The organism is Alteromonas sp. 4NH20-0056, from assembly GCF_057539655.1.
The window spans coordinates 491,137-517,438 of the sequence record NZ_BAAJLS010000002.1 but is presented as its reverse complement, the minus strand read 5'-3'; the positions used below and the strand labels follow the sequence as shown (position 1 = coordinate 517,438).

The window sequence follows — 26,302 nt, the reverse complement described above, 5'->3', positions numbered from 1 at the left end:
AAAAACAAATACGCGCTCGCAAAGAAAAAAGCAAAAGGCAAAAGCCGTTGCAGTAGAGCAAGCTGAGGTAAACGCGAATAATGACGTGGGTGAGCGCGCCAGCTTTTTTAGACGTTTGTTAGCGATGATCTATGACACGCTGGTGGCTACCGCAGTAGGAATGTGTGCCGCGATGGTGATGATAGTGACACTCATGATCTTGTTAAAAAGTGGTGGGTTAGATTTGCAAGGCTACAGCGACCCAGCGGATTTAATTCAAGCGTCATTTACCTATAAGCTTGTCATTCAGTTGTGGGTAGGGGCGTGGGTTATTGGCTTCTTTTTGTGGTTTTGGCGTCGCGGAGGGCAAACGTTGGGCATGCGAGCATGGCGGTTAAGAATTTATAGTACCATTGATGAGCCCATGACGTGGTCGCGACTGTTTATTCGCCTAATTAGTTCGTTGGGAGGATTGGGGACGTTACTTGTGTTAATCGACTTTAAAAATAAGCAATCGTTACAAGATAGGCTTGCGAAAACCGAGGTGCTCAGGCTAAGCAAAGAGGCTAACGACCACAAACAATGGTAGCCGTTCTGCAAGCATTATAGAGGCAAGTTGCCTCTATAATGTGATAAGCGTTACTTGCGAAGCATGACTGCCGCAACAGCCGCAAAAAGCAGGCTAGGTAATAACGCGCCCAACACAGGGGGTAATTGGTAAACTAAACTCACTGGCCCAAACACTTCGTTAAGAATAAAAAAGCCGAAGCCCGTAAGTACACCCATAATCACCCTAGCGCCCATGGTAACACTTCGAAGCGGGCCAAAAATAAACGATAATGCCATTAATAACATTACGCCTACCGACACCGGCTGCAGTATCTTTCGCCACAGCGCTAATTCGTAACGAGAAGGGTCTTGGTCGTTACTTTCTAAATACTTAACGTAATCAATGAGGCCAGTAATAGACAGTGCTTCTGGCTTAACCGCAACAATTCCGAGCTTGTCAGGGGTTAATGTTGAATTCCAACGACGCCTGTCAGCGCGTTCAATATCAACTTGTGTGTCAGTAAATGTCGTAATTTCAACATTGTTAAGCCACCAACCATTGTCTTCATATATACCCCGTCGAGCGTAGGTGATGCTCTCTAGCGCTAAACTATCGTCAAAGTTAAAGATATTAATATCTTGAAGCTCGTTCTGGCTTATAACTTCGTCGATACTTACGAAGTGTTCCCCGTCTTTCGCCCAAACAATTTGGTCTGAAGAAAATAAGCTTCCTCCGGATATTGCTTCGGTGCGAATTTCTTTTGCTTTTGATTCACTAAATGGCGTTACCCATTCGCCAACTGCCATGACCAACAGAATCATTACTACCGCAGACTTCATTGCCGAGGTAATAATATTCCAACGGCTCATGCCGGCAGCTTGCATAACCACAAGCTCACTGTTACTGGCAAGCACACCCATTCCTATCAGACCGCCGAGTAACGTGGCCATGGGGAAAAACTGCTCTAAATCACGAGGTAGGCTAAGCAGTACATAAACGAATGCAATTACCATATCGTAGTTGCCTTCGCCAATCTTTCGAAGCTGTTCAACAAATTTTATTAACGCGCTTAAACCAATTAATACCGACAGCGTGACGGTAATGGTGCCCAGTAAAGTGCGCGCTATGTATAAATCGAGGATCTTAAACATCTATTTTTTCCCCAATATCCAAGCACGGAATTGCGTGCCTGTTTTACGGTCTCTAGCAATCAGCGTAATGCCGATAACAAGCATAACGGCATGCACCCACCATAACCCCAATTGAATTGGGATTTTTCCGTCTTCAAGTACTCTGCGACTCGCTAATAGCAGTAAAAAATATCCTAGGTATAAAAGAATGGCTGGAAACATTTTGCCAAAGCGACCTTGCCGAGGGTCCACCGCACTAAGCGGAACCGCAATAAGTACCAAAAATGGAATTGAAAGGGGAATAGCAATCCGCCATTGCAACTCAACATTTGCCTCGATGGTGTCGTCTTCCCACAGCTCTGCTGTCGGTAAAGAACTCACTTTTCTTCGGCTTTGTTCTGGCGGTTTATCGGCAATCTGAATTTGGTATTCATCAAACTCTACTTTCCGAAAACTCTTTTGAGATTGTTCACCTTCATACTGCACTCCCTCTCTTAATATGAGGTTTCGGGTACCATCTGGGTTCGTAGCAACATCGCCTGCCTGTGCATAAACTACGCGCAGTTTACTGTTCTCTTTGTCACCTTGCGTTTGAGAAAGAAAGACCCTGCGTAACTGGTCGTTAGTATCAATGTCGTGTACAAAAATGACTGCTTTTTCGTTTCCAGTTTGTTGAAATCTTCCTGGCATAATTGCAGATAAGCCCGCTTCGCTTCTCGCCTTTTCGCGTAGTTGGTACTCACTATCTGCTGCTAATGGAGCAAAGTAGAGTGTTATTACGCCAGTGAACACCATGATAATGAGGGACAAAAATAGCATTACACGGGTGATGTACCACTCGCTGATCCCACATGCTCGCATGACGGTCATTTCACTATCAACGTAGAGGCGTCCATGCGCGAGCATGATGCCTAAATAGGCGCTAATAGGCAGCACGAGTGACGCTAATATCGGCGCATACAGTCCAAGAAAGCCAAGTACTAGTCCAGCGGGAATGTCACCGTCTGACGCATCGCCAAGAACGCGAACAAATCGTAAAGTGACAAAAATAGCCATTAAGATAAAGAAGATCGCTAACTGAGATTTCAGCGTCTCCTTTAGTAAATAGCGGAATATCAGCATCAAAGTCCTTCCGGAAAATTAGGATTTATAGTGAAAGAAACCACAATTTTGAGTAAACTTATCGTTTTTATAAGTTTTGCCTGCAATCATAAAAAATATTTGCATGATGTCGCAACGCTAAAAGCACCCTAAACCAAGGGTATGAACGCGTTTTTTGCAGTAAACATACAAGTTATACTGCGTATTAAAACATAAAGCAGCGCGAAACGTTACGTGATTTTAGTCATCGTGCGAACCTTAAACGACGAAAAGCGAGGTGATATCGTGGAGTTTAGTGTAAAAAGTGGCAGCCCAGAAAAGCAGCGAAGTGCGTGTATTGTTGTCGGTGTTTTTGAGCCGCGTCGTCTTACCGCTGTCGCAGAGCAGTTAGATGAAATTAGTGAAGGATATATTAGTAATCTACTTCGCCGTGGTGACCTAGAAGGTAAAGCAGGGCAAATGTTGCTACTGCACCATGTACCTAATGTGCTTAGCGAGCGTGTGCTTCTTGTCGGTTGCGGAAAAGAGCGCGAGCTAGACGAGCGCCAGTATAAGCAAATCATTGCTAAAACGATTCAAACATTAAATGAAACGGGGTCTATGGAAGCGGTATGTTTCCTTACCGAGCTTCACGTTAAAGGGCGTGATACCTATTGGAAAGTTCGCCAAGCGGTAGAAGCGACGGAAGACTCTCTGTACACATTCCTGCAATTGAAAACTAAAAAAGGCGAACCACGACGTCCGCTGCGTAAGATGGTTTTCAACGTGCCAACGCGCCGCGAGCTTACGGTTGGCGAAAGAGCGGTTGAGCATGGTCTGGCGGTGTCTCGTGGTGCAAAAGTAACGAAAGATGTTGCCAACATGCCGCCTAATATTTGTAACCCTGAGTATTTGTGGAAGCAAGCGCAATCATTGGCCAGCCAATACGACAGCATCACCGCTGAAGTGGTTGATGAAACGCAAATGGCAGAGCTAGGAATGCAAGCTTATTTGGCCGTAGGACGTGGCTCAGATAATGAAAGTATGATGAGTATTATGCATCATCGTGGCGGTCCCGCAGAGCAAGCGCCGATTGTGTTGGTTGGTAAGGGCCTGACTTTCGACGCGGGAGGGATTTCGATTAAGCCCGGCGAAGGTATGGATGAAATGAAGTATGACATGGGCGGTGCGGCAAGCGTGCTGGGCACCATGCATACTGTTGCAGCGCTGAATTTGCCAATTAACGTTATTGGTATATTAGCAGGCTGTGAAAACATGCCTGACGGTAAAGCATATCGTCCAGGCGACATCCTTACGACAATGTCTGGTCAAACTGTTGAAGTACTAAATACTGATGCAGAGGGGCGTTTGGTATTGTGTGATGCGTTGACTTACGTAGAGCGTTACGAACCTGAGCTGGTGGTTGATGTTGCAACGTTAACTGGCGCATGCATCATTGCACTTGGCCATCACGCAACGGCAGTAATGAGTACGCACAACCCGCTTGCTCATGAACTGCTTAATGCCTCAGAACAAAGCTCTGACCGTGCGTGGCGCTTGCCGTTGTGGGACGACTACCAAGAACTTCTCGAAAGCCCGTTTGCCGATATGACGAACCTTGGCGGCCGTCCAGCAGGTAGTATTACCGCAGGTTGTTTCTTATCTCGCTTTACTAAGAAGTACAACTGGGCCCATTTGGACATCGCTGGTACAGCATGGCGCAGTGGAAAGAATAAAGGCGCAACCGGCCGTCCTGTGCCTATGCTTTCTCAATTCTTAATGAATCGAGCTGGCATAAAGCTAGAGGACTAAGACGTTATGCCACAAGTTATATTTTACCAACTTGTAGACAGCGACAATGGCGTTGCTGTCCGCGCTAGCGAAGTCATTGCTACAGCGTTTGCTAATAAACAAAAAATTAGCGTGCTGTGCGATACACAAGCGCAAGCTGAAGAGGTTGATGAATTATTGTGGCAACTTCCTGCAGAACGTTTTGTACCGCATAACCTTTTTGGTGAAGGGCCTCAAGTGGGCACGCCAGTAGAGATATGTTGGCAACCCGAGCAGGTTGCTCGACGCCAAATGGTAGTGAATGTGGGCTCAGGTATGGTGCCATCGCCCAATCAACACCGCCAAATCATCGATTTTGTACCCGTAGACGACAATGCCAAACAGGCCGCTCGGGTACGTTATAAAAACTATCAGCAAGCTGGGTGCGCGATGCAGTTTAAATCTGCCTAACGTGAATAATCATCTGGCTTCTACACGAGAGTAAGTTAAGTAATGGATAAAACCTTCGAACCACAGTCCATTGAGCAACAATGCTATGAAAAATGGGAAAACTCGGGCTTGTTTAAAGCGTCTGGCAGTGGCGACCCGTATTGTATTCTGCTTCCACCGCCTAACGTAACCGGCAGCCTTCATATGGGGCACGGTTTTCAGCAGACCATCATGGATGCGCTAACCCGTTATCGCCGCATGAAGGGTGATAATACCTTATGGCAAGTCGGTACTGACCATGCAGGTATTGCAACCCAAATGGTGGTTGAGCGCCAGTTAAATGCCGAAGGTAAAACCCGTCATGATTTAGGTCGCGAAGACTTTATTAAGAAAGTTTGGGAATGGAAAGAACATAGCGGTGGCACTATCACCGGGCAAATGCGCCGACTAGGGACTTCACCAGATTGGTCACGTGAAGTGTTTACCATGGACGACAAATTGTCTGAAGCGGTAACCGAAACGTTTGTGAAGCTTCACGAAGAGGGCTTAATTTACCGCGGTAAACGTTTGGTTAACTGGGACCCAGTATTGCACACCGCAGTATCCGATTTAGAAGTACTGAATGAAGAAGAAGATGGCCACATGTGGCATATGCGCTACCCACTTGCCGATGGCAGTGGAGAGTTAGTCGTCGCCACAACGCGTCCTGAAACCATGCTAGGCGATACCGCGGTTGCGGTGCATCCAGACGACGAACGTTATCAAGCTTACATTGGTAAAGACATTAAACTGCCTATTACAGGCCGTCTAATCCCAGTGATTGCCGATGACTATGTTGATCAAGAATTTGGTACAGGCTGCGTTAAAATTACCCCAGCTCACGACTTTAACGACTACGATATGGGCAAGCGTCATAGCCTTCCCATGATTAACATATTGACCGACGATGCGAAAATTAACGATGAGTCGCCAGAGGCTTATCGCGGTTTAGATCGCTTCGATGCGCGTAAACAAATTGTTGCTGATTTAGACGCGCAAGGCGCATTAGTTAAAATTGAACCGCATAAGCTTAAAGTGCCTCGCGGCGATAGAACTGGCGCGGTTATCGAACCTTACCTTACTGACCAGTGGTATGTTGCGGTTGAGTCTCTCGCTAAGCCTGCGATTGAAGCAGTTGAAAGCGGCGAGATTCGTTTTGTGCCAGAAAACTGGAACAAAACGTATTATCAGTGGATGCACAACATCCAAGACTGGTGTATTTCGCGCCAGCTATGGTGGGGACACCGAATCCCTGCTTGGTACGACGACAACGGCAACATTTACGTGGGCCGTACTGAAGCAGAAGTGCGTGCTAAAAACAGCTTGGGTGGCGATATCGCTCTTCGTCAAGATGACGATGTGCTCGATACATGGTTCTCATCAGCGTTATGGCCGTTCGCGACCATGGGCTGGCCTGAAAAAACGCCTGAGCTAGAAACCTTTTTACCTTCATCAGTATTGGTAACAGGTTTCGATATCATTTTCTTCTGGGTAGCCAGAATGATCATGATGACGAAGAAATTTACTGGCCAAATTCCGTTTAAAGACATTTACATAACTGGGCTTATCCGAGATGAGAATGGCGATAAAATGTCTAAGTCGAAAGGGAACGTACTTGACCCTATCGATCTCATCGACGGTATTGACCTAGAAACGCTAGTGAAAAAGCGTACATCAGGCATGATGCAGCCAAAGCTAGCTGAAAAAATTGAGAAGCGTACCCGTAAACAATTCCCTGATGGTATTCATGCTTATGGGACTGATGCACTTCGGTTTACCTTCGCGGCCATGGCGTCAACTAGCCGTGATATCAACTTTGATATGGCCCGCGTTGAAGGTTACCGTAACTTCTGTAACAAGATTTGGAATGCATCGCGTTTCGTACTAATGAACACAGAAGAGCATGATACGGGCCGTGATGGCGGCGACATGGTATTGAGTATTGCTGATCGCTGGATTTGGGCTAAGTTCCAACAAACGTTAGTTGAGTTTGAAAAAGCATTAGAAGACTACCGTTTCGACATTGCTGCACATATTGTTTATGAGTTTACCTGGAACCAATTCTGCGATTGGTACTTAGAACTGACTAAACCTGTGCTTAGCAACGATGCCAGTAGCGACGCTGAAAAGCGTGGCACACGTCATACGTTAATTAACGTATTAGAAAACTTACTACGTTTACTACACCCGCTAATGCCATTTATTACTGATACGATTTGGCAGCGAGTTGTGCCATTGAGCACACTTCAAGTTGAAGACAGTGCGAGCATTATGGTTCAAGCGTTCCCAGTTCAAGATACCGCTAAGCAAGATGAACAAGTGCTTGCCGATATTGAATGGGTGAAGAAGTTTATCGTGGGTATTCGTAATATCCGTGGAGAAATGGATATTTCTCCAAACAAGCCGCTTAACGCCTTACTTAAAAATGTAAGTGCAGAAGACAGTCGCCGCTTAGAGGCTGCCAAAGCCTTCTTAGATAAGTTATCTAAGTTAGAGACGGTAACTATTCTTAAAGAGGGTGAAGAGGCGCCAGCGAGTGCGACAGCACTAGTAGGTGAAATGGAAATTTTGATACCGATGGCAGGTCTTATCGACAAAGATGCAGAGCTTGCTCGTATCACCAAAGCCATGGACAAAGTAGACAAAGACGTTTCTCGTACACGTGGAAAACTTAGTAATGATAAGTTTGTAAGCAATGCACCAGATGCCGTGATTGAGAAAGAACGGGCCAAGCTAGACGAGGGTGAAAAAGCGCTTGCGAAGTTAAAAGCGCAGTACGACACCATTGCCGCGTTATAAACATGAGTAAAATAAAAAAGGCCACGCAAGTGGCCTTTTTTATTGCTCATTCAAAAATTGTCGTAGGGTGCTAACTAATGCGTTACGTTTTATGGGTTTCGTAAGGTAGCCATTCATACCCGCGTCTAGGGCGCTTTCTTCGTCCTCCTTCATCGCGTTAGCAGATAAACCAACGATAGGTAATGCGGTGATGCCTTGCTCTCTTAGTGTCTTAGTGGCTTGATATCCATCCATCAACGGCATTTGAACATCCATCAGCACAAGGTCGTAATGCGGTGCATTTTTTACTTTTTGTACTGCTTGAATACCGTCTTGTGCAATATCAAACGTCAAGCCAAGTGAGGTTAACATTTCGCCACTAACAAGTTGGTTTATGTTGTTATCCTCTACAAGAAGAACGTGGCCTTCCAGCTTGGTGTCGTCAAATAAGGGGAGGCGAGACGGTGGCGTTGGTGAAGGTTTTTCATTGGCTAATGTCATTACAAACGCTTTAAACTGGAAGGGGGTAAAAGGGTGGATGATGAGCGGACCATTCCACAGTGCTCTGTATTTTTCTTCTAATGCATCACCAACCGTATCGCAAATTAAGCCTATTTTTTTGCCTTGCTCTTTGAGCGCTTTTAACCAATGAATATGTTGCCTAAAGGTGCTAAAAGTTGGAATGTCGAAGAGTATAATTTCAGGCAGCTCCCCCTTTTGTTTTGCTTCACTAATCGTCATGGTCTGTTCGGACGAAAACCCGATTTGATGGCAATAAGCGGCGGGGAGTAGGGGGGCGTCGCTGACATATAATCCCACTGTAGAAATGTTAGAAAGCCCTCCAAGAATTCCCACTTGCCCTTCACGAACTTTTAACGGAAGCGTGACTGTAAAGGTGGTGCCTTTGCCTTGTGTTGATGCAATGGATACCTTCCCACACATCATGTGTGCTAACTGTTGTACAATGGCAAGGCCAAGCCCGGTGCCACCATACCGACGATTGGTTGAGCCATCTGCTTGCGTGAACGGTTTGAAAATACGTGAAAGTTGCTCCTCGTTCATCCCTATGCCGGTATCTTTCACAGTCATCACAACGTCAACAACGGTCCCTTCTTTTTGAAACGTGCCGTCGAAATGGATATGAATACTTCCTTCTTCGGTAAATTTAACTGCGTTGCTCCCAATGTTCATAATGATTTGTGCGAGTCTCAATGGGTCTCCAATCACTAGTACAGGAATATTCGGCGATACAGAGAAACGGACTGATAAATTTTTCTCTTTCGCCCGCAGAGCGATAACGGCAATTAGGTTGTCAAACAGCGAATGCAATGAGAAATTTACTTCCTCTATTGCTAACTCTCCCGCCTCTATTTTGGAAAAGTCTAAAATATCATTGATAACACTCATTAATATTTGGCTAGAGTAGGCGGCTTTCACTAGGTACTCTCGAACGGTATCGTTAATAGGCTGTTTCTGCGCCAGTTCGATAAGGCCCACTATACCATTCATAGGGGTGCGTATTTCATGACTCATATTGGCCAAGAACATACTTTTTGATGCTGTTGCTTGTTCCGCTTTTTGCTTCGCTTCCCTTAACGCTTGGTTAAGATTTTCTAGTTTTGTATTCATTTCGGTGGCTTCGTGCAGAAGTCGTTGAGTTTGGCGGTTTTTTGCGCTGAATATTAATGCGGCTTTGGCCAGTTTACCTATTTCATCTCGGCGCTCACTTACAGCAAGCTCTCTGACATCAGCCCCTTCAGATAATGCGTTAAACACCTCGGTGATATTTTGAATAGGGCCTAATACCCGGTAAACGGTATAAGCGGCCGCCAGAAGAGACAATGCAATAGCAATGAGGGAAAAGACTTCTTGGCTTGTTTGTGTTTCGTCAGCAAGGGTATTGGTTTGCGATGCGACGGTATTGGTGCTCTGTGTCACAAAGTTAGCCAGCTCTCCGCTAAGGTACAGAACCTCGTTAGCCGAGCCAGCCATAACAACATTAACTAAAAAAAGATTCCCTTGCGTTATCTGCGTTAGTCGAAAAAAATCAGAGTTAGCGCGGTCTAATAAACGGGATGTGCGTGTGGCTATTGCAGCATTTGAACGGCTGATATTGTCTATATCAGCAATGGCTTTACTAAATGTGTCTATCAAAGACATTTCGGGGTTAATTAAATAGCTAAGCACAGCGTTCTCTGCTCGCAGAATATGTGGATACATTTGGGCTAACGTATCGTCAGAAATCTCACTGTTATTGTTTGCTTTATCAAGGTAGCGCTTTAGCGCAATAATATCTGGAAGCGAGCCATCAAGAATTAAATTGTCTCGTTCAGCTCTTGCATCTACGACTTGCTTGAAGTTTTCTTGATAAGATGTGAGATGATCGCGCATGCGGCTGATGATGAGAGGGTCGCTAAAAGTCTTTTTGACACGGTCCGTTGATTCTAGCAAATCAAGCTTGTTGGTTATTGAAAGCATGAGTCGTTCAAAACGTGTAACGGCGGAAGAGCTAGCACTTTCCTTAAATATCAGCACATTGCGCTGTAAGTCGATGACGTCTCGTTCCAATTCTTCTACAAGACTTAAATCGATCACAGATTTACTAATAGACGTGATGCCACTGCTTAATACTGCTTGGTTTTCTCTTGCAATAAAGCTTTGCCCTAATAGGAGGGCGACAAGCGCAAAAAGAACAAGCACTAATTGTACTCTAATTGATGAAAGCATTGGCGTCAGCGATTCCGGTTATTAAGACGTTATAAATTCATACCACTTTTGTAAGCTGTATTCATAGGTTGGCATTACGGTATTCCAAACGGCAACATTACTAAACCTATTTTCATAACTACCACCACTTCGTTGCTGTCCTGCATTGACAACGATTTTGCCATCAGTGCCGCGCAGCGCTTTCGATGCAGGTTTTCCCGCATACCAAAAGTCCCATTCGTTCTTTGTTAAATATTGTCTGGAGCGTTCTGGGTTTGAGATATAATAACCTTGTTTAGCAACAAAAGCGCCGGGCCAGCCAGATAGCCACCAGTTCATGTATTCGTAAGCGACATCTTTGCTCCTGCCTGCGGTCATAGCAGAGAGGCACATCACGCCATGCCATCCTCGATAGCCTTCTTTTGGTGCTGCAAACCGCACGGGAATGCCTTGACCATTCAGCATAGATACCGCAGGAGAAAACATACTTTCTATGGTAACTCGCCCGGTTTTCATAAATGCGACTGACTCGGGTACAGATGTCCAAAAGCCATTAAAATGATTGAGTTGGGACAATTCAATTAACACACTGAACAGGTCATCGAGTTCTTGCCGGGTAATTGCACCAATATCGTTGAATTCAATATACCCTTTGGCTTGGGCCGCAAGGGCGAGGTCAAATAGGCCAATCGTTGGGTCATTAACAATACTTACATTGCCGGAGAAATGGCTGTCGAGTAACCACCCCCAACTTTCTTCCTGCTCTGTCAATTTATTGGGTAATTCAGAGGTGTTATAACCAAACGAGTCAACATTGTGAACATACGGTAAGAAACTGATAGCCTCGGTGTGCCCAGCATTTAGGGTACCGTCTTGCTGTACGTGCAATATTTTGTGTGGCGCATCACCAGCCCCCAGCTTCGCTTGCGGTGCAACCTTACCGGTTTTGGTCAGGTCATTAATTTCATCCCAATATAAAAGTCGTTTTTTTTCTATCGGTTGAATAGCCCGTGAGCGCCAAAGAATATTAATACTGTTTGACCATTGTTCGTATAAGTCGAATGTCGATGGATTAGTTGATGCTTTTTGAAGTATGGCCGCACTGCCACCTGGCTCAAATTGGATGTTTATCCCTAAATCTTCCATTGCCCGAATGCGCAGCGTCTCTTGAAGGGTAACGTGTGTACCCAATACACGAAGTGTGGGTTTGGGCTTTCCGATTGCGAACGGCGTTACGCCCGCGGTAATGGTCCAAGCTGATACGCGCTTTATAAAACTGCGCCGAGGCACATTTGAGGGGGAATTATCTGCCTTTTCTATTTTCACACTACTACCCATATATTCGCTAAGTACTTAGTGTGGCACTAAATCAGTACCCTTACCAAATGTTCACCAAAGTAATTCGATAATATGTCCAATAAAAGGACAATTTAAACAAATAGGGGTACGTGCAATGAATGAATTGGTTGATGAGCTGTGAAGGAAGGGCATTGATGATGTGAGCATGCTTATAGCTCGGCATTGAAGCGAATACAAAAATATAAGGAGTAAACCCTGTGTTTACTCCTTATGTTACCGCTTTTAATATCTAATGTTTAAAACGGCGAACAAACATAAACAACCCTAGGCTCAATATTGTAAAGAGACTTGTTGCACCGCCGTACTCCTCAACAACGATCACTGTGTCCTCTACCACGTATTCGTAGTTATTACTTTCTAAGCTTACGTAACTGAGGTCAGCATCATCGTAGGCATCTGAAAAAGCAACAAGCTCATCAGTATATGCATCATATAGTTCGATAAGAATATCGTAATCCCCAGAAGGAAACCCGGATATCAAGGCACTCTCAACGACAAACCCATCGGTAGAATCATCACCATAAAGCGAAAATTCAGAAGTAACATGAATACTTTGATAACGCTCGTTCTGGCCGAGGTAGATAACGGCGTATACCGGCACATTTGAAAAAATAGTATCGGCATCAAATTCAACGGTAAAGGCTGAAAAGTAGCCGTCGTAATCAATGTCTGTATCAAGCGTTACCCAACTGTCGTAAATCCAATAATCAGGATCGTTAACCACAGAGGTACTGCTGAACGACTTAACAACATTACTGTGCTGTTGCTTTCGCAGTGCTTGTTTATCTTCATTGGCGGTCAATGCAGTTGCAGGTAATACGTTCGCGGGTACGTAAGCAACGTCATGACGATACTCCTTCGCTACCACCGAAACGTTTTCTTTACTATTGCTGGCGAAGGCGAAGGCTGATGCGCACAGCGCAACAAAGCTAAGTAGTAGGGGAGTGAGTACTGAATGTGTGCGTAACGCTTTCATGATACATCCTTTTCCAATCAAAATGACAACGCCATTATTGACTGGAAAAGATGAACAAAAGCTGAAGCGTTTCTTAATGGAACGGCGTTGTTGCTAATTAATCGTCGAGGTATTCGCTTTCGTACTCGTCTTCATCATCGCCGCGAGGCATGAAGTAGGTGCCCCAACCATCGTATTGTACGTCTTGCTTATCGGCTATTTTCAATAGAGCATCGGTGTCTTTATCAAGTTGCTCTTGCTCTAATTTACGCTCGATAATGGCGTCGAAACAAAATACGGTACCGCCATCATCTAACATTAGTTCTTCTGCATCGGTTACCTCGAATCCAGCTTTAAATGCATCGACCGCGGCTTTTTCTAGTTTATCAAAATCGCTGCTCGCGAAGTGGTGTTCGATAGTGTAATCGGCATCTGCTTCGCTGCCATCTTCGAGCAGCGCTTCAATCGTCTCTTGATTGAAAGCATACCACTCTTCTCTTTCTTCAAATTGTGTCATAAGTATCTCGAATATAGTTGATGCAGCAAGTTTACCTACTTTTCTCTAATTCAGCGACCTGCGCATCAAGAGATTCAAACTTATGTGCCATTTTTTGATTAAAATAACCCATCCATTCTTTTATGGACTTCTCATCGGTAAGGGCTTCTGGCGCCGCAATATCGATAAGTAATACACCATTATCCCAACGGTTCCATTTTACCTTTTTATGAAGGTTGCTTGCGGTAACCATGACGATGGGTTCATTCGTTGACTTTGCAAGTCTGAAAGCGCCTTGTTTGAAAGGAAGTATTCCTCGTCCATAGCTTCTTGTCCCTTCTGGGAATAACCACACTGACGTTCGCTTTTTCGCAATGCGCTGTGCTGCAATATCAAGCGTATTTCTTGCCTTTCCTGAATTTTTACGGTCAATCATAATGTTGCCAGACAGCCAATAAATTTGCCCGAAGATGGGGATCCACTTAAGGCTTTTCTTACCTATGGTGACCACGCCAGGAAGCGCCGCTTTGCAAATCGTTATTACATCAAAGCTGTTTTGATGGTTGGCAATAAAAACATAAGGCTCATTGATTTTAACGCGCGGGTCTTTTTGAATAACAATTTTTAGGCCTACAATTTTTGCCATTAATGAATAAAGGCGTCCTGCTGCATGCACGTTATCTTTGTGAAACGGGCGAAAAACGCATATCAAAAGCAATGCGATATTTATAAAGAGAAACGATAAAAAGAGCGTGGGAACGCGAAATAAAGCTATCAAAGTGGCTCCTGTAAAAAAATGACGGGCGAAGTATAGAATAAGTTTCAGCGTACACTTGTCCGATGAGATTAGGATTATAGATGATTTCACTTTTTCATGTAGTTTTTATCGTCGTTGCCGATAAAAACGAGGTAAGAAGGGTAGAAAATAAAGCGGTTTTCACATCATAGATTTCAAAAATTGCTGGAATGTACGATACTCATCGTTATATAAAAAATTTGCCGCCCCCGCATTACACAAAAACGTAGGCAAAATAACGTATTAACTACTGGTATTTATCAATGCAGACATTTGTCCCTGACGATCTCGAAGAAGATATTCTTTCTGACTTAATGGAAGAAATAAACGAACTTTATGAGTCGAGTGAGCAGACCTTGATTGAACTCGAATTACGTCCTGAGGACAACGAGTTACAGCGTGCGTTATTTCGTTCTATCCACACAATAAAAGGGGATTTGGGGTTAGTTAACTTCAGTCCCATGATTCCGCTTCTCCAGCATGTAGAAGACTTACTCGACTTTCTTAGAAAAGGGCAAGTGTCTTACACAAGCACCATGAGTGATCTTGTGTTGCTAACGATGGACAGAGTGAAAGCGTTTGTGGAAGGTGTGATGGCACAGGGTAAAGCCGACTATGACGATACGCTGCACAGTCAACTCGTCATGGCAATAAGCCGTATTACGCCTGACAACGGGAGCGATCATGAAAAATTGCTTACCGAAGCCGTATTATTGCTAAATCCTGCTTTAGATGTGGTTATGAATGAAGATAATCCTGAAAGCATTCAAATAAAACCACCCACACTCGCTACGACCGGTATTCCAAAGGATATGAGTAGTGAGAAAAAGTTAGATGTACTCTTTTTTCGCGACCTAATGCAGACCATCGAGCGACGTTCTGATTACTGGGGAGGCCGTGGCGATAGGATTGCTAAATTAGCAATGTATATTAATGATATTGCAGGCAACCCAATAGAAGAAGACCAATTAGCCGTAGCTAGTTATGTTCATGACTTCGGTATGGCTTTTATGCCGCTTAAAATTCTACACAAAGGCGATGCGCTTTCGGATATTGAATTTAATTTAATGCGGTCTCATGTTTATAAGAGTGCACGATTACTAGAGCATCTTGATCAGTGGGACATGGCCAGAAAGATTGTTATGCAGCACCATGAAAGAACCGATGGGACTGGTTATCCTCTCGGGATTAAAGAAGAAGATATTTGTGAAGGCGCTAAGCTTCTTGCTATTGTTGATACGTATGATGCAATGACACATTCAAGAGCCCACACTGAAGGTGAACCGTTATCCAAGAAAGAAGCGGTAATTGAAATAAACCGCAGCGCAAAGGGGCAATTCAGCATGAAATGGGTACGTCACTTTAATCAGGGGATGACTAGCCTATTTCGAATGGGGCATTAAGTGTGTGCGGCATAACATGTCGTTACCATGCTAATGATTTTGCAAGGGGTAAGAGGGGCAGGTTTCAGGTATCGTCGAGGTGAAACCCTGCGCTTGCCAGCCAACTGACCGCATCACTTTTCTGGCTAAAAATTCTGCGGTGAAAGTGCTCTTCTTTACAATCATTTATGTGAAGGTGTTTGTGTTTTTCAAACAGTAAAAGCTTGGCAGCGCCAGTATCGTTGACAACGGCCTCCTTTTGCATTCCCCAAGAGATGGCGGTTTGGACAATTTCTACCAGCACTTTTTCGCATTCAGGTGTACACAACTCCCAGTCGTTTAAAAGGGTAAGAACACCAAAAGGTGAGCCTTTAAGATGGCGGGCTTTCTCTCGTATTTCTTGTTGATAGGCGAGCGACGTTTCAACATTCCAAGCCCCTTCTAGCGTTAACGTAATCGTGTTATTCACGACAAAAACGTTAAAATTACCGTGTTGTTCAAACATGAGCTGCGCACTTCAATGGGCTTAATAATTAAACTATAGCAAAAGTACGAAAAAAATTGTTTATAAAAAAGCCCGCGGCAAACGGGCTTATTATTCTTCAGTTTATATCGAGTTCTTTTAACTTTCTGGTTAACGTATTTCTTCCCCAGCCAAGACGTTTTGCCGCATCTTGCTTATGTCCATGGGTATGATGTAGCGCTCGTTCTAACATGATTTTTTCAAACGTGTGCATCGCATCGTTCAAGATGTCGTGCTTGCCATCACGCAATTGCTTGTCGGTCCACGACGCGAGAAGCTCAGGCCAGTCGCCTGCTTCGCTGGCTGCACGCTCAATGCTGCCCTCGTTGTGAATTTCAGGTGGTAAATCGCTAGCGAGCACTTCTTGTCCGCTTGCCATGACGGTGAGCCATCTACACACATTTTCTAGCTGTCTTACGTTACCGGGCCATGCCAGTTGTGCCATAACCTTTTCTGCATCTTTGCTTAACGACTTTGCCTCAACATCAAGCTCTTTTGCGGCGCGACGTAAAAAGTGGCGCGCGAGAAGGGGGATATCTTCGCGGCGTTCTGAGAGGGAAGGGATGTGCACGCGAATAACATTTAAACGATGAAATAAATCTTCCCTGAACTTACCATCAGAAACGCGCTGTTCTAGGTTCTGGTGCGTGGCAGCGATAATTCGTACATCAACTGATACCGACTGATGACCGCCCACGCGATAAAATTGGCCATCGGCCAGCACGCGTAATAACCGGGTTTGAACATCAAGGGGCATATCGCCAATTTCGTCTAAGAATAATGTGCCGCCGTTTGCTTGTTCAAAGCGCCCCTGTCGCGCGTTCTGTGCGCCAGTAAATGCGCCCTTTTCGTGGCCGAAAAGTTCAGATTCAACTAAATCGGCAGGTATCGCCGCCATATTTAACGCAATAAAAGGCTTGCTTGAGCGTGGGCTATGTCGGTGTAGTGCATGTGCAACCAATTCTTTTCCCGTACCAGATTGTCCGTTAATCAGTACGCTGATAGAGGAGCGTGACAATCGACCTATAGCTCTAAATACTTCTTGCATTGCTGGCGCTTCGCCAATGATTTCAGTAACGCTTTCGTCTTGCTGAACATGTTGGGTATTTGATTGTTCTCTGGCGTGTGCTAATGCGCGTTGTGATAGCGTGACCGCTTCATCAATATCAAACGGTTTTGGTAGGTACTCAAATGCGCCTTTTTGATACGCATTGACTGCACTATCTAAATCCGAATGCGCGGTCATAATGATCACGGGCATTAACGGGTCTATGCTGTGAACTTCATTAAGCAGTGTCATGCCGTCCATCTGAGGCATGCGGATATCTGAAATAATAACTTCAGGTGATTGTCCACTTTGTAGTTGCAAGAGTAGATCTTGAGGGTTTTCGAAGCATAAGCAGCTTATGTTTGCAGCTTGCAACGCTTTTTGAAGCACCCAACGAATAGAACTATCATCATCGACAATCCATATTGATTCATTCGTCATCGCTTGTCTCCTTGCGCTCTATAGGAATATAAATAGTGAATTCGGTATGGCCAGGGTGACTATCAACGTCTATTTTACCGCCATGATGGTGGATGAGATTTTGAGAAATTGATAAACCTAAGCCGCTCCCCGATTGTTTGGTGCTTACCATCGGGTAAAAAAGTGTATCTCGCACATCAGCGGGTATGCCTGGGCCGTTATCGACAACGGATATCCTTGCGATAAGCGAATGACGTTTCGTTTGAATTGTCATTTGTCGTTCTATTCTTGTGACTAACTTAATTTGAGGGTGTGGTGTTTTATGTTCGTTGAGTGCCTGAACGCTATTGCGCACGATATTAAGCACAGCCTGCTGAATCATGTCGGGGTCGATCACGAGTTCGGGAATGCTTGGGTCGTAGTCTCTGATAATTGTAATGGGCGTATCGGCATCAAATCGCATAAGACTTCGCACCCTCTCTAAGGTTTGGTGTACGTTAGTCACTTCAAACCGAGGTAGTGCGTTTGGACCAAGCAGCCTATCGACCAAATTTCGAAGTCGGTCAGATTGCTCGATAATCATTTTAGTAAATTCTTTTAAGTCACTACTTAGCTCTTTTTCAAGGAGTTGCGCAGCGCCTCTTATTCCACCCAGCGGGTTTTTAATTTCATGTGCTAACCCGCGTATTAGTTCTCTCGCCGCGTAATGTTGCGCGTTTTGAAGGTTTTCACGAGAGATACGTTTTTGTTGATCAATCGTTTTTACCTCAAACAACAGGCGTGGACCCTGGTCCGTTTGTACGTTGGTTACGGTTAAATCTACCATCACATTGCGGTTGTCTTTAAAGCTCAACCGCATCTCGTTTTCGGTGAAGTCTTCACCCTTACGCAGCGCCGCTTTTAGCCGTGTTGTTTCTATTGTGTCGGGTAAAAAAAAGTCGGCAAGGTAGTGACCGATAAGCTGTTTCTTACCCGTTTCGAAAAGCGCCTCGCCCGCATGGTTTGCATAAATAATCGTGAGATCACTATCTACCATGACTAGAGCAACATTAAGGCTATTGATTAAATGTTGTGTTTCTAACTCGGTCGATTGCATCCGAGCTCATCTCCTCTGCACTATTATAGTGCATTATAGCGCATTACCCAGAAATGGCTGCCCAGATAAAAGTCTGCGAGTCTTTCTATGAACCGCTATGGTGCGGGCGCTGCGCTATGATTGAACGTTAATTACGATTAATGAACACTGAAGCTTGATGCAAAAACAGTGTTTGTTCGTCTGACGATGCAAGAGTCTTGCCCTTATTGTCAGTTAGCTCAACCTTAAATTGATGTGCACCTCGATTAACCCCTTTTAACTGGAAAAGACCGGAGTTGTTGGTTTCGATAGCTTGCCCATCAAACACGAGGCGGTATCGGCTTGCGCGTGGCGAATCAGGTTGTGTTGCACGAATGGTAATATTACCCATGTTGTTACGAATAGTGGCTTCCGGGGCAGGGGATGCGATAGTTACCTTATAACTGGGTTTTGCTTTGTCACGTGTTGGTACAGCAGGTGTGGGGGTGGGAATAGCAGTGACTTGGTTTTGGGTTTTTTCATCGAATTCTAGCGGCTGGGCATTCTCTGAGGGCACGTCTGTATAGACGATAGAACCGTCTTCTCGTTGTACTTTATAGATAGTCCCAGTTTGAGAGGTGTTATCTTGCTGCGCTGAACCTATCAATGGCATGAACAGTACTACTGTGAATAAAAACTGACGATGTGTTTTCAATTACCGCTCCTTGCCTTGTCATCGAGGAAAACCCTAACAACTATACTAGTTAAACATGCGCAATAAAAAAAGCCCGCATAAGCGGGCTTTTGTATACGTTTTTATACGCGAGCGTTACACGCTGTAGTACATATCAAATTCTACAGGGTGAGTCGTCATGTTAAGCGTCGTAACTTCCTCAGACTTCAAATTGATATAAGCATCAATCATGTCATCAGTCATAACACCGCCTTCCGTTAGGAAGTCACGATCGTTATCTAGCGCATCAAGCGCCATTTCTAGTGAGCTAGCAACCGTTGGAATTTCAGCTGCTTCTTCTGCTGGAAGGTCATACAAATCTTTATCCATAGCATCGCCAGGATGGATTTTGTTCTTGATCCCATCAAGGCCAGCCATAAGCATTGCTGTAAACGCAAGGTATGGGTTAGCAGTAGGGTCAGGGAAACGAACCTCAATACGACGAGCTTTATCGCTTGTTACGTAAGGAATACGGATAGAAGCAGAACGGTTACGTGCAGAGTAGGCAAGCATTACAGGTGCTTCAAACCCTGGTACAAGACGCTTGTACGAGTTCGTTGATGCGTTTGCAAATGCATTAATTGCGCGAGCATGCTTAATGATTCCGCCAATGTAGAAAAGCGCTTCTTCAGAAAGGCCAGCATACTTATCACCCGCAAAGATGTTTTTACCATCTTTTGAGATAGATTGGTGACAGTGCATACCAGAACCGTTATCACCTACCAATGGCTTAGGCATAAAGGTCGCTGTTTGGCCATACGCGTGAGCTACGTTATGAACCACATACTTGTATATTTGAATTTCATCTGCTTTTTTAACAAGCGTGTTGAATTCGCAAGCGATTTCGTTCTGGCCAGCTGTTGCAACTTCATGGTGATGCGCTTCTATTACTAAACCCATCTCTTCCATGACTAAACACATTGCTGCACGAATGTCGTGGGCAGAATCTACCGGAGGTACTGGAAAGTAACCGCCTTTCACGCCAGGGCGGTGAGCCATGTTACCGCCTTCAAACTCTTCGCCTGAATTCCATTTCGCTTCTGACGCGTCAATTTTGTAGAAAGAACCTGCCATGTCAGTATGGAATCGAACATCGTCGAATAAGAAGAACTCCGGCTCTGGGCCGAAATATACGGTGTCGCCGATACCTGTTGATTTCAAGTATTCTTCAGCGCGGCGAGCAACAGAACGTGGGTCACGCTCGTAACCTTCCATTGTTGACGGTTCAACGATATCACAACGGATATTAACTTGTGTTTCTTCTGCAAACGGGTCAACAACACACGTTGAAGGATCAGGAAGAAGAACCATGTCTGATTCGTTAATACCTTTCCAACCAGCAATTGACGAGCCGTCGAACATTTTACCTTCTTCAAAGAAGTCATCACCAACCTGACTTGCAGGAATTGATACGTGTTGTTCTTTACCCTTAGTATCGGTAAAACGTAAATCTACAAATTTCGCTTCGCTTTCTTTAATAAGCTCTAATGCCTTTTCAATTGACATCGTGTCCTCCAGGTTTAATGTAAAAATGCAGAATGATCAGCTTCATTCCAACAATGGAAAAAGGGAAAGCGATAATCATGCCATCTATCGCTATTCGAATTTTCGCGGGATAGCGGCGATATAGCGTTCGCTGTTATTATTTTTTTGCACCAATGTGGTGCTGGTGCGCCTTTCTTTGGTGCATTAATTTGTATTCGATGATAGCTAGCGTAGATTATGTTAGCGGGGCTTTCCAATGAAAATATGTGTTGGGCGGATGAATTTGTTCATTTGAGAAAATGAGTTAAGTCTAAAAAGTAGGTTTATCAAAAAAAAGATGCGCAAATGCCGTGGTTTTTCTGTACAATCCGCGCAAATTTTTCTATCTGCATTTTTTGCAAGAAATCTAGTGCATGCCATGTTGGTATGTATCGATTTATACAGGCTCTATTATAAGCATGAATACCACTGATATAAGTAAGTTGCGTAATATCGCAATCATCGCCCACGTTGACCATGGTAAAACTACCCTGGTAGATAAGCTTCTTCAGCAATCTGGTACGTTGGAATCTCGCGGCGCACAAGAAGAGCGCGTTATGGACTCGAATGACATCGAGAAAGAACGTGGCATCACTATCTTGGCGAAAAATACTGCAATTAATTGGCAAGATTACCGTATTAACATTGTTGATACTCCAGGACACGCCGACTTCGGTGGTGAAGTAGAGCGTGTAATGTCAATGGCTGATTCAGTACTTCTGCTTGTTGACGCGCAAGAAGGCCCAATGCCGCAAACACGTTTTGTTACGCAAAAAGCATTTGCTCAAGGCCTTAAGCCAATTGTTGTAATCAATAAAATCGACAAGCCAGGTGCTCGTCCTGATTGGGTAATGGATCAAGTATTTGATCTGTTTGACAACCTAGGTGCAACTGATGAACAGCTAGATTTCCAAGTGGTTTATGCTTCTGCATTGAACGGTTGGGCGTCGAATGATGCTGATACACCGTCTGAAGATATGACACCGCTTTTCCAAACTATTGTCGACCAAGTTGCTGCACCAGATGCGGACAGAGACGGTGGTTTCCAAATGCAGATTTCTCAGCTTGATTACAACTCATATGTAGGTGTAATCGGTGTTGGTCGCATTAGCCGTGGTTCAGTAAAGACTAACCAGCAAGTTACGGTAGTAACCGCTGATGGTAAAACTCGAAACGGTAAAGTTGGCTTGGTCTATGGCTACCTTGGCCTCGACCGCCATGAAGTTACAAGTGCAAGTGCAGGTGACATTATTGCAATCACTGGTCTTGGAGAACTTAAGATCTCTGACACAATTTGTGATGTGAACCAAGTTGAAGCATTACCGCCATTATCGGTAGATGAACCAACAGTTACTATGACGTTCCAAGTAAACACCTCACCGTTTGCGGGTAAAGAAGGTAAATACGTAACGTCACGTAACATCCTTGAGCGTTTAAATGACGAGCTTGTTCACAACGTGGCGCTTCGTGTTGAAGAAATGCCTGATCCAGATAAATTCCGTGTTTCTGGTCGTGGTGAACTTCACTTGGGCATATTGATTGAAAACATGCGTCGCGAAGGGTACGAGTTAGCAGTATCACGCCCTGAAGTAATCTTGAAAGAAGAAGATGGTGCGATACAAGAACCGTTTGAAACACTGACGATAGATTGTGAAGAGCAACATCAAGGTTCTATCATGGAGCAACTTGGTCTTCGTAAAGCAGAAATGACCGATATGTCACCAGATGGCAAAGGTCGCGTACGTATAGACTTCGTTATTCCAAGCCGTGGTTTGATTGGTTTCCAAACTGAGTTCATGACAATGACCTCTGGTTCAGGCTTGTTGTATCATTCATTTGACCATTATGGCCCTTACAAAGGCGGCGTTATTGGCAAACGTAAAAATGGTGTACTTATTGCCAACGCGAATGGTAAAGCACTGACCAATGCCTTGTTTAATCTTCAAGAGCGCGGCCGTTTATTTATCGGTCACGGTGTAGAAGTTTATGAAGGTATGGTTATCGGTATTCATAGCCGTGATAACGACCTGACGGTTAACGCGTTAAAAGGTAAGCAGCTTACTAACGTTCGTGCATCAGGTACTGATGAAGCGCAAACGCTTGTTCCGCCTATTAAGATGTCACTTGAACAAGCACTTGAGTTCATTGATGACGACGAACTAGTGGAAGTTACGCCAGTATCTATCCGTATTCGTAAGAAGTTGTTGTCAGAAAACGAGCGTAAGCGCGCATCGCGAGCGCCTAAATAAGATTAGCGAGTAAACACGCTTAAGTCTTTTAAAAATGCCAACGTAATGTTGGCATTTTTTTTAGATTTGAAAGCGTAAAGTCGACGAAAGGCGACTTGCATCATTTCTACTACACTCTATTATCGGGGTTTACACCGTTCATGAGGAAAGACTATTGCTATCTGTTGCCGTTATTGAAGACGATGAACTTACCCTTGAACTCGTTACAGAAACATTAGAGCAGCGCCTGTCTGCCACAGTGTATCCATTTAGTCGCAGTAAATTGGCGAGAGATTTCTTATTGCAACAAACACCTGACTCACTTCAACTCATTATTAGTGACCAAGTCATGCCACACTTTGATGGGCTTAGTTTGCTTAAAACTTGTCGTGCAGCAAATTTGCATATTCCTTTTCTACTCATAACCGCAGACCCTAGCAAAGCGCTGGTAATGGAAGCTCGAAAGTTAGGCGCATCAGGTTTTTTGGCGAAACCAATCGATATGACAGAGCTAACCGAAAAAGTCTTAGCCACAGCAGCAAGGCCTCCTCGATAACTTCGTGCGGTGAATAAACAAGTGCTATTTGATATAAGCAGCGCGTATTTTTACCCTACACAACGCTAGTGTATTGCGGTGCATCTTATTACACTGATGAAAGACACGTTTACTTCAGGACCGCATTGTGACTTTCAGTTTTGACAATACACCACCGCGCAACGATACCTTTTCTTTTAAATGGCAGAAGTACCAAGGCCGTGACATCATTCCTGCTTGGGTGGCTGATACCGAATTTAAATGCGCTCCGCCTATATTGGACGCTATCTCAGCGCACGTTGAACATGGCAATATGGGTTATATTTTGCCCGCTCATCATACTGATGCTATCGCCGCCGTTCAGCGCTGGCTAAAAGACAAACATGACTGGCATATCGAGCCAGAGTGGTTGGTGTGGACACCGGGTGTCGTTCCTGCTTTTAACGTGGCATGTAAGGCGTATTGTGAACCTGGCGATAAGGTACTTATTCAAACGCCCAATTACCCTCCCTTGTTAGCAGCGCCTCAATTAAACGGATTAGAGCGTGTCGATATTGGTACGGTTATCGAAAATGAAGGAACGGATAGTGCCAGATATACCCTAGATTTTGATGCGCTTGCGCAGCACGCCAAAGACCCCAAGTGCAAACTTTTCATCCTGTGTAACCCCATGAATCCAGTTGGTTCGGTGCTGACACAAGCCGAACTGGATCGTGTTGCATCAATTTGTAACGACAACGGTGTGCGACTGTGTTCTGACGAAATACACTGTGATTTAATTTTAGAGCCCGGAAAAAAACATATCCCTGCTGGAAGAGAAGCTAACTTAGCCGAGAATAGCGTTACGCTGATGGCGGCGAGTAAAACGTTTAATATTGCTGGTTTGGGTACCTCTTTCGCTATTATCCCTAACAAAGCGCTTAGAACCGCCTTCACGCAGGCAGCAGCAGGTATTGTTCCATGGGTGAATGTGATGGGGCTTGTTGCGACGCAGGCGGCGTTTACTCAGTGTGATGATTGGCATGAAGCTGAGCTTGCGTATCTTCGTGAAAACAGAGCAGTAGTGGTAGACGCAATTAATGCTATTGATGGACTAACACTTATTAAACCTGACGCCACCTTTTTGGCATGGGTAGATGGTAGCGGCTTGAAAGTCGATAACGTGCTTCAATGGGCAGAAGATAAAGGCGTAGGGCCATCGCCGGGGGCTGATTTTCATAAGCCTGATCATTTCAGGATCAACTTCGGGTGCAGTCGAGCAATGCTCAAAGAAATACTAACGCGCTTGGCCAACTAAACACATTTCTTTCGTTTACTCTTCCTATTGCACGGTGTGAAACGACACCCTGCAATAGGTGGTATAAACTACGCGTTAGCCTACTCGACGCAAGTTAGCTGTGATGCTTACAAAAACGTAGTGATTAGCTTATAAAACCCCAGCCCGACCACTACGCTCACCACAAATAAACCAGCAACATTGCTTACCCAGTTATTTCTAAACGCGCCAAGTTTGTCGCTTTTGTTCATGACCACCAATAAAAAAGCCGCAATGATAGGCAGAAGTAAGCCGTTGGTTGCTTGCGCGAATAGGATCGCCGGTAGGGGCTTGTAGCCTAATGAAGCCACAACGACACCGCTTACAATAATGGTGAACCAAACGGTTCTAAATGCGCGTCCTTTTAAGTCGTCAGATAATCCAATCGCGCCACATACGGCGTAAGCCGCAGCTAAAGGGGCGGTAATAGCACTTGTTAGCCCTGCCGCAAAAAGACCTAATGCGAAGAACCACTGGGCGCTTTCTCCTAGTACGGGTTTAAGCTGCTCGCCCATATTAGAGGCGTCCATCGTGGCTGCACTGTTAAAAAATGCCATCATTGCGGTCGCCATGACAATTAACGTGATAAGACCACCTAACGATATTGCTCTTACCGATTGTGCACGGCTATCTTTAACAGCAATGTCAGTCGGCCTGCCTTTAGATGCCTTCGCGACTAAACTGGCATGTAAAAACAGGTTGTAAGGTACAATCGTTGTACCAATCAATGCCAGTATCGTTGTTATCTCTCCAGCTGAAAGTTGCGGTGAAAAAGCCTGTGAAAACATATCGGTTAGGTTGGGTTTTGCAACGATGAGTGTAATCAAAAACACCGCAGCCATAATGAAAACAAGGCAAACAAGTACGTTTTCAATCCACTGATAACTGCCTGTATACAAAAGAACGACTGCAAGCATACCCAATATAGCTGCCCACTCTGCGACACCCACACTGATAAATGCATCAAGGCCAATTGCTGCTCCAGTCAGGTTTCCTGATTCATAAGCGGCGTTGCCAATGCCTATTGCACCGACAATCAGCAACATAAAAGCTGTTCGTAGCCAAGGGAGTGATACTGTTTCTTTCATTGCTTGAGCAAGCCCACTGCCTGTTGCCGCGCCTAATCTCGCGGCCATATCCTGCAATATAATGGTGGCGAAAATAGAGAAAAGGAGTGCCCATACAAGATGAAAACCGAAATTCGCACCCGCGAGGCTTGCGGTTGTAATGGTGCCTGGGCCTATAAAAGCCGCTGCAATAATATAACCCGATTTATCTTTTGCCATTTATCCCACTTCTCGTTATGTTTCTTAATCATGTGAGCGGTGTAATTATGCTGACGGTGATATCGTTTGCCATAAACATAGCGGTAAATACAAAAGCCGGTAGCCACGCTCGCATTAACATGTTGTGCACTGTAACGGAAATTGCCGTAATATCGCAAACATAAAC

At 44.7% G+C, this 26,302-nt stretch carries 21 protein-coding genes; 8 read left to right on the top strand and 13 right to left on the bottom strand.

Translation table 11 applies throughout. The annotated features are described in order from the left end of the window. The first annotated feature begins 124 nt into the window (after positions 1–124). Complete coding sequence (locus AC27EZ_RS05790) at positions 125–568, top strand: RDD family protein (protein ID WP_487134493.1); 444 nt, start codon at positions 125–127, stop codon at positions 566–568. A 50-nt stretch (positions 569–618) separates the two neighbouring features. Here the strand turns inward: AC27EZ_RS05790 and lptG are convergent, their stop codons facing one another. Then, on the bottom strand, positions 619–1,680 hold the full coding sequence (gene lptG, locus AC27EZ_RS05785) for an LPS export ABC transporter permease LptG (RefSeq protein ID WP_487134415.1): 1,062 nt from the start codon (positions 1,678–1,680) through the stop codon (positions 619–621). Then, entirely contained in the window at positions 1,681–2,781 is a 1,101-nt protein-coding gene (lptF, locus tag AC27EZ_RS05780) for an LPS export ABC transporter permease LptF (protein ID WP_487134414.1), read from the bottom strand. Positions 2,782–3,045: 264 nt separating this feature from the next. On the opposite strand from lptF, the gene pepA reads away from it, so the two are divergent. Genes pepA through AC27EZ_RS05765 form a run of 3 tightly spaced genes read left to right on the top strand, consistent with a single transcriptional unit; the run spans position 3,046 to position 7,797 of the window. Then, positions 3,046–4,551, top strand: coding sequence for a leucyl aminopeptidase (pepA, locus tag AC27EZ_RS05775; RefSeq protein ID WP_487134413.1), 1,506 nt, complete (start codon positions 3,046–3,048; stop codon positions 4,549–4,551). 6 nt (positions 4,552–4,557) lie between these two features. Next, positions 4,558–4,980, top strand: coding sequence for a DNA polymerase III subunit chi (locus AC27EZ_RS05770; RefSeq protein WP_487134412.1), 423 nt, complete (start codon positions 4,558–4,560; stop codon positions 4,978–4,980). A 42-nt stretch (positions 4,981–5,022) separates the two neighbouring features. Further along, positions 5,023–7,797, top strand: coding sequence for a valine--tRNA ligase (locus tag AC27EZ_RS05765; RefSeq protein ID WP_487134411.1), 2,775 nt, complete (start codon positions 5,023–5,025; stop codon positions 7,795–7,797). A gap of 39 nt (positions 7,798–7,836) precedes the next feature. On the opposite strand, the gene AC27EZ_RS05760 is transcribed toward AC27EZ_RS05765, so the two are convergent. From AC27EZ_RS05760 to AC27EZ_RS05740, 5 genes are all read right to left on the bottom strand, one after another. Continuing rightward, positions 7,837–10,503 (bottom strand): ATP-binding protein, encoded by a 2,667-nt coding sequence (locus AC27EZ_RS05760; RefSeq protein WP_487134410.1) that lies wholly within the window; start codon positions 10,501–10,503, stop codon positions 7,837–7,839. 21 nt (positions 10,504–10,524) lie between these two features. Continuing rightward, positions 10,525–11,772, bottom strand: a complete 1,248-nt coding sequence (locus AC27EZ_RS05755) for an ABC transporter substrate-binding protein (protein WP_487134492.1) — start codon at positions 11,770–11,772, stop codon at positions 10,525–10,527. A gap of 298 nt (positions 11,773–12,070) precedes the next feature. Continuing rightward, complete coding sequence (locus AC27EZ_RS05750; protein WP_487134409.1) at positions 12,071–12,817, bottom strand: choice-of-anchor H family protein; 747 nt, start codon at positions 12,815–12,817, stop codon at positions 12,071–12,073. 97 nt (positions 12,818–12,914) lie between these two features. After that, positions 12,915–13,313, bottom strand: a complete 399-nt coding sequence (gene rraB / locus AC27EZ_RS05745; protein WP_487134408.1) for a ribonuclease E inhibitor RraB — start codon at positions 13,311–13,313, stop codon at positions 12,915–12,917. A gap of 31 nt (positions 13,314–13,344) precedes the next feature. Then, complete coding sequence (locus AC27EZ_RS05740; RefSeq protein ID WP_487134407.1) at positions 13,345–14,070, bottom strand: 1-acylglycerol-3-phosphate O-acyltransferase; 726 nt, start codon at positions 14,068–14,070, stop codon at positions 13,345–13,347. 281 nt (positions 14,071–14,351) lie between these two features. On the opposite strand from AC27EZ_RS05740, the gene AC27EZ_RS05735 reads away from it, so the two are divergent. After that, entirely contained in the window at positions 14,352–15,491 is a 1,140-nt protein-coding gene (locus AC27EZ_RS05735; RefSeq protein ID WP_487134406.1) for an HD-GYP domain-containing protein, read from the top strand. A 64-nt stretch (positions 15,492–15,555) separates the two neighbouring features. Here the strand turns inward: AC27EZ_RS05735 and AC27EZ_RS05730 are convergent, their stop codons facing one another. The 5 genes from AC27EZ_RS05730 to glnA all read right to left on the bottom strand — a co-directional run bounded on the left by AC27EZ_RS05730 (position 15,556) and on the right by glnA (position 20,754). Next, on the bottom strand, positions 15,556–15,975 hold the full coding sequence (locus AC27EZ_RS05730; RefSeq protein WP_487134405.1) for a hypothetical protein: 420 nt from the start codon (positions 15,973–15,975) through the stop codon (positions 15,556–15,558). A 97-nt stretch (positions 15,976–16,072) separates the two neighbouring features. Next, the gene (gene glnG, locus AC27EZ_RS05725) at positions 16,073–17,482 is read right to left on the bottom strand and encodes a nitrogen regulation protein NR(I) (RefSeq protein WP_421132343.1); all 1,410 of its coding nucleotides are present in this window, start codon (positions 17,480–17,482) and stop codon (positions 16,073–16,075) included. After that, positions 17,472–18,557: a nitrogen regulation protein NR(II) gene (gene glnL / locus AC27EZ_RS05720; RefSeq protein ID WP_487134404.1), complete on the bottom strand. Its 1,086-nt coding sequence runs from the start codon at positions 18,555–18,557 to the stop codon at positions 17,472–17,474. The genes glnG and glnL overlap by 11 nt, the downstream gene beginning before the upstream one ends. A 127-nt stretch (positions 18,558–18,684) precedes the next feature. After that, the gene (locus tag AC27EZ_RS05715; RefSeq protein WP_487134403.1) at positions 18,685–19,230 is read right to left on the bottom strand and encodes a DUF4124 domain-containing protein; all 546 of its coding nucleotides are present in this window, start codon (positions 19,228–19,230) and stop codon (positions 18,685–18,687) included. Positions 19,231–19,344: 114 nt separating this feature from the next. Then, entirely contained in the window at positions 19,345–20,754 is a 1,410-nt protein-coding gene (gene glnA, locus AC27EZ_RS05710; RefSeq protein ID WP_487134402.1) for a glutamate--ammonia ligase, read from the bottom strand. A 437-nt stretch (positions 20,755–21,191) separates the two neighbouring features. Here glnA and typA point away from each other — a divergent pair, with 437 nt between their 5' ends. The 3 genes from typA to AC27EZ_RS05695 all read left to right on the top strand — a co-directional run bounded on the left by typA (position 21,192) and on the right by AC27EZ_RS05695 (position 24,832). Then, complete coding sequence (gene typA / locus AC27EZ_RS05705) at positions 21,192–23,021, top strand: translational GTPase TypA (RefSeq protein ID WP_487134401.1); 1,830 nt, start codon at positions 21,192–21,194, stop codon at positions 23,019–23,021. 154 nt (positions 23,022–23,175) lie between these two features. Further along, a complete protein-coding gene (locus AC27EZ_RS05700; protein WP_487134400.1) occupies positions 23,176–23,556 on the top strand; it encodes a response regulator in 381 nt (126 codons plus the stop codon). Positions 23,557–23,683: 127 nt separating this feature from the next. Then, the gene (locus tag AC27EZ_RS05695) at positions 23,684–24,832 is read left to right on the top strand and encodes a MalY/PatB family protein (protein ID WP_487134399.1); all 1,149 of its coding nucleotides are present in this window, start codon (positions 23,684–23,686) and stop codon (positions 24,830–24,832) included. Positions 24,833–24,939: 107 nt separating this feature from the next. On the opposite strand, the gene AC27EZ_RS05690 is transcribed toward AC27EZ_RS05695, so the two are convergent. Then, on the bottom strand, positions 24,940–26,136 hold the full coding sequence (locus tag AC27EZ_RS05690; RefSeq protein WP_487134398.1) for an Nramp family divalent metal transporter: 1,197 nt from the start codon (positions 26,134–26,136) through the stop codon (positions 24,940–24,942). Between the last annotated feature and the right edge of the window lie 166 nt (positions 26,137–26,302).

Coding starts and splice junctions, on each gene's coding strand:
- AC27EZ_RS05790 (WP_487134493.1), top strand. CDS start 125: ATGATCTATGACACGCTGGTGGCTACCGCAGTAGGAATGTGTGCCGCG.
- lptG (WP_487134415.1), bottom strand. CDS start 1,680: ATGTTTAAGATCCTCGATTTATACATAGCGCGCACTTTACTGGGCACC.
- lptF (WP_487134414.1), bottom strand. CDS start 2,781: ATGCTGATATTCCGCTATTTACTAAAGGAGACGCTGAAATCTCAGTTA.
- AC27EZ_RS05770 (WP_487134412.1), top strand. CDS start 4,558: ATGCCACAAGTTATATTTTACCAACTTGTAGACAGCGACAATGGCGTT.
- AC27EZ_RS05765 (WP_487134411.1), top strand. CDS start 5,023: ATGGATAAAACCTTCGAACCACAGTCCATTGAGCAACAATGCTATGAA.
- AC27EZ_RS05760 (WP_487134410.1), bottom strand. CDS start 10,503: ATGCTTTCATCAATTAGAGTACAATTAGTGCTTGTTCTTTTTGCGCTT.
- AC27EZ_RS05750 (WP_487134409.1), bottom strand. CDS start 12,817: ATGAAAGCGTTACGCACACATTCAGTACTCACTCCCCTACTACTTAGC.
- rraB (WP_487134408.1), bottom strand. CDS start 13,313: ATGACACAATTTGAAGAAAGAGAAGAGTGGTATGCTTTCAATCAAGAG.
- AC27EZ_RS05735 (WP_487134406.1), top strand. CDS start 14,352: ATGCAGACATTTGTCCCTGACGATCTCGAAGAAGATATTCTTTCTGAC.
- AC27EZ_RS05730 (WP_487134405.1), bottom strand. CDS start 15,975: ATGTTTGAACAACACGGTAATTTTAACGTTTTTGTCGTGAATAACACG.
- glnG (WP_421132343.1), bottom strand. CDS start 17,482: ATGACGAATGAATCAATATGGATTGTCGATGATGATAGTTCTATTCGT.
- glnL (WP_487134404.1), bottom strand. CDS start 18,557: ATGCAATCGACCGAGTTAGAAACACAACATTTAATCAATAGCCTTAAT.
- glnA (WP_487134402.1), bottom strand. CDS start 20,754: ATGTCAATTGAAAAGGCATTAGAGCTTATTAAAGAAAGCGAAGCGAAA.
- typA (WP_487134401.1), top strand. CDS start 21,192: ATGAATACCACTGATATAAGTAAGTTGCGTAATATCGCAATCATCGCC.
- AC27EZ_RS05690 (WP_487134398.1), bottom strand. CDS start 26,136: ATGGCAAAAGATAAATCGGGTTATATTATTGCAGCGGCTTTTATAGGC.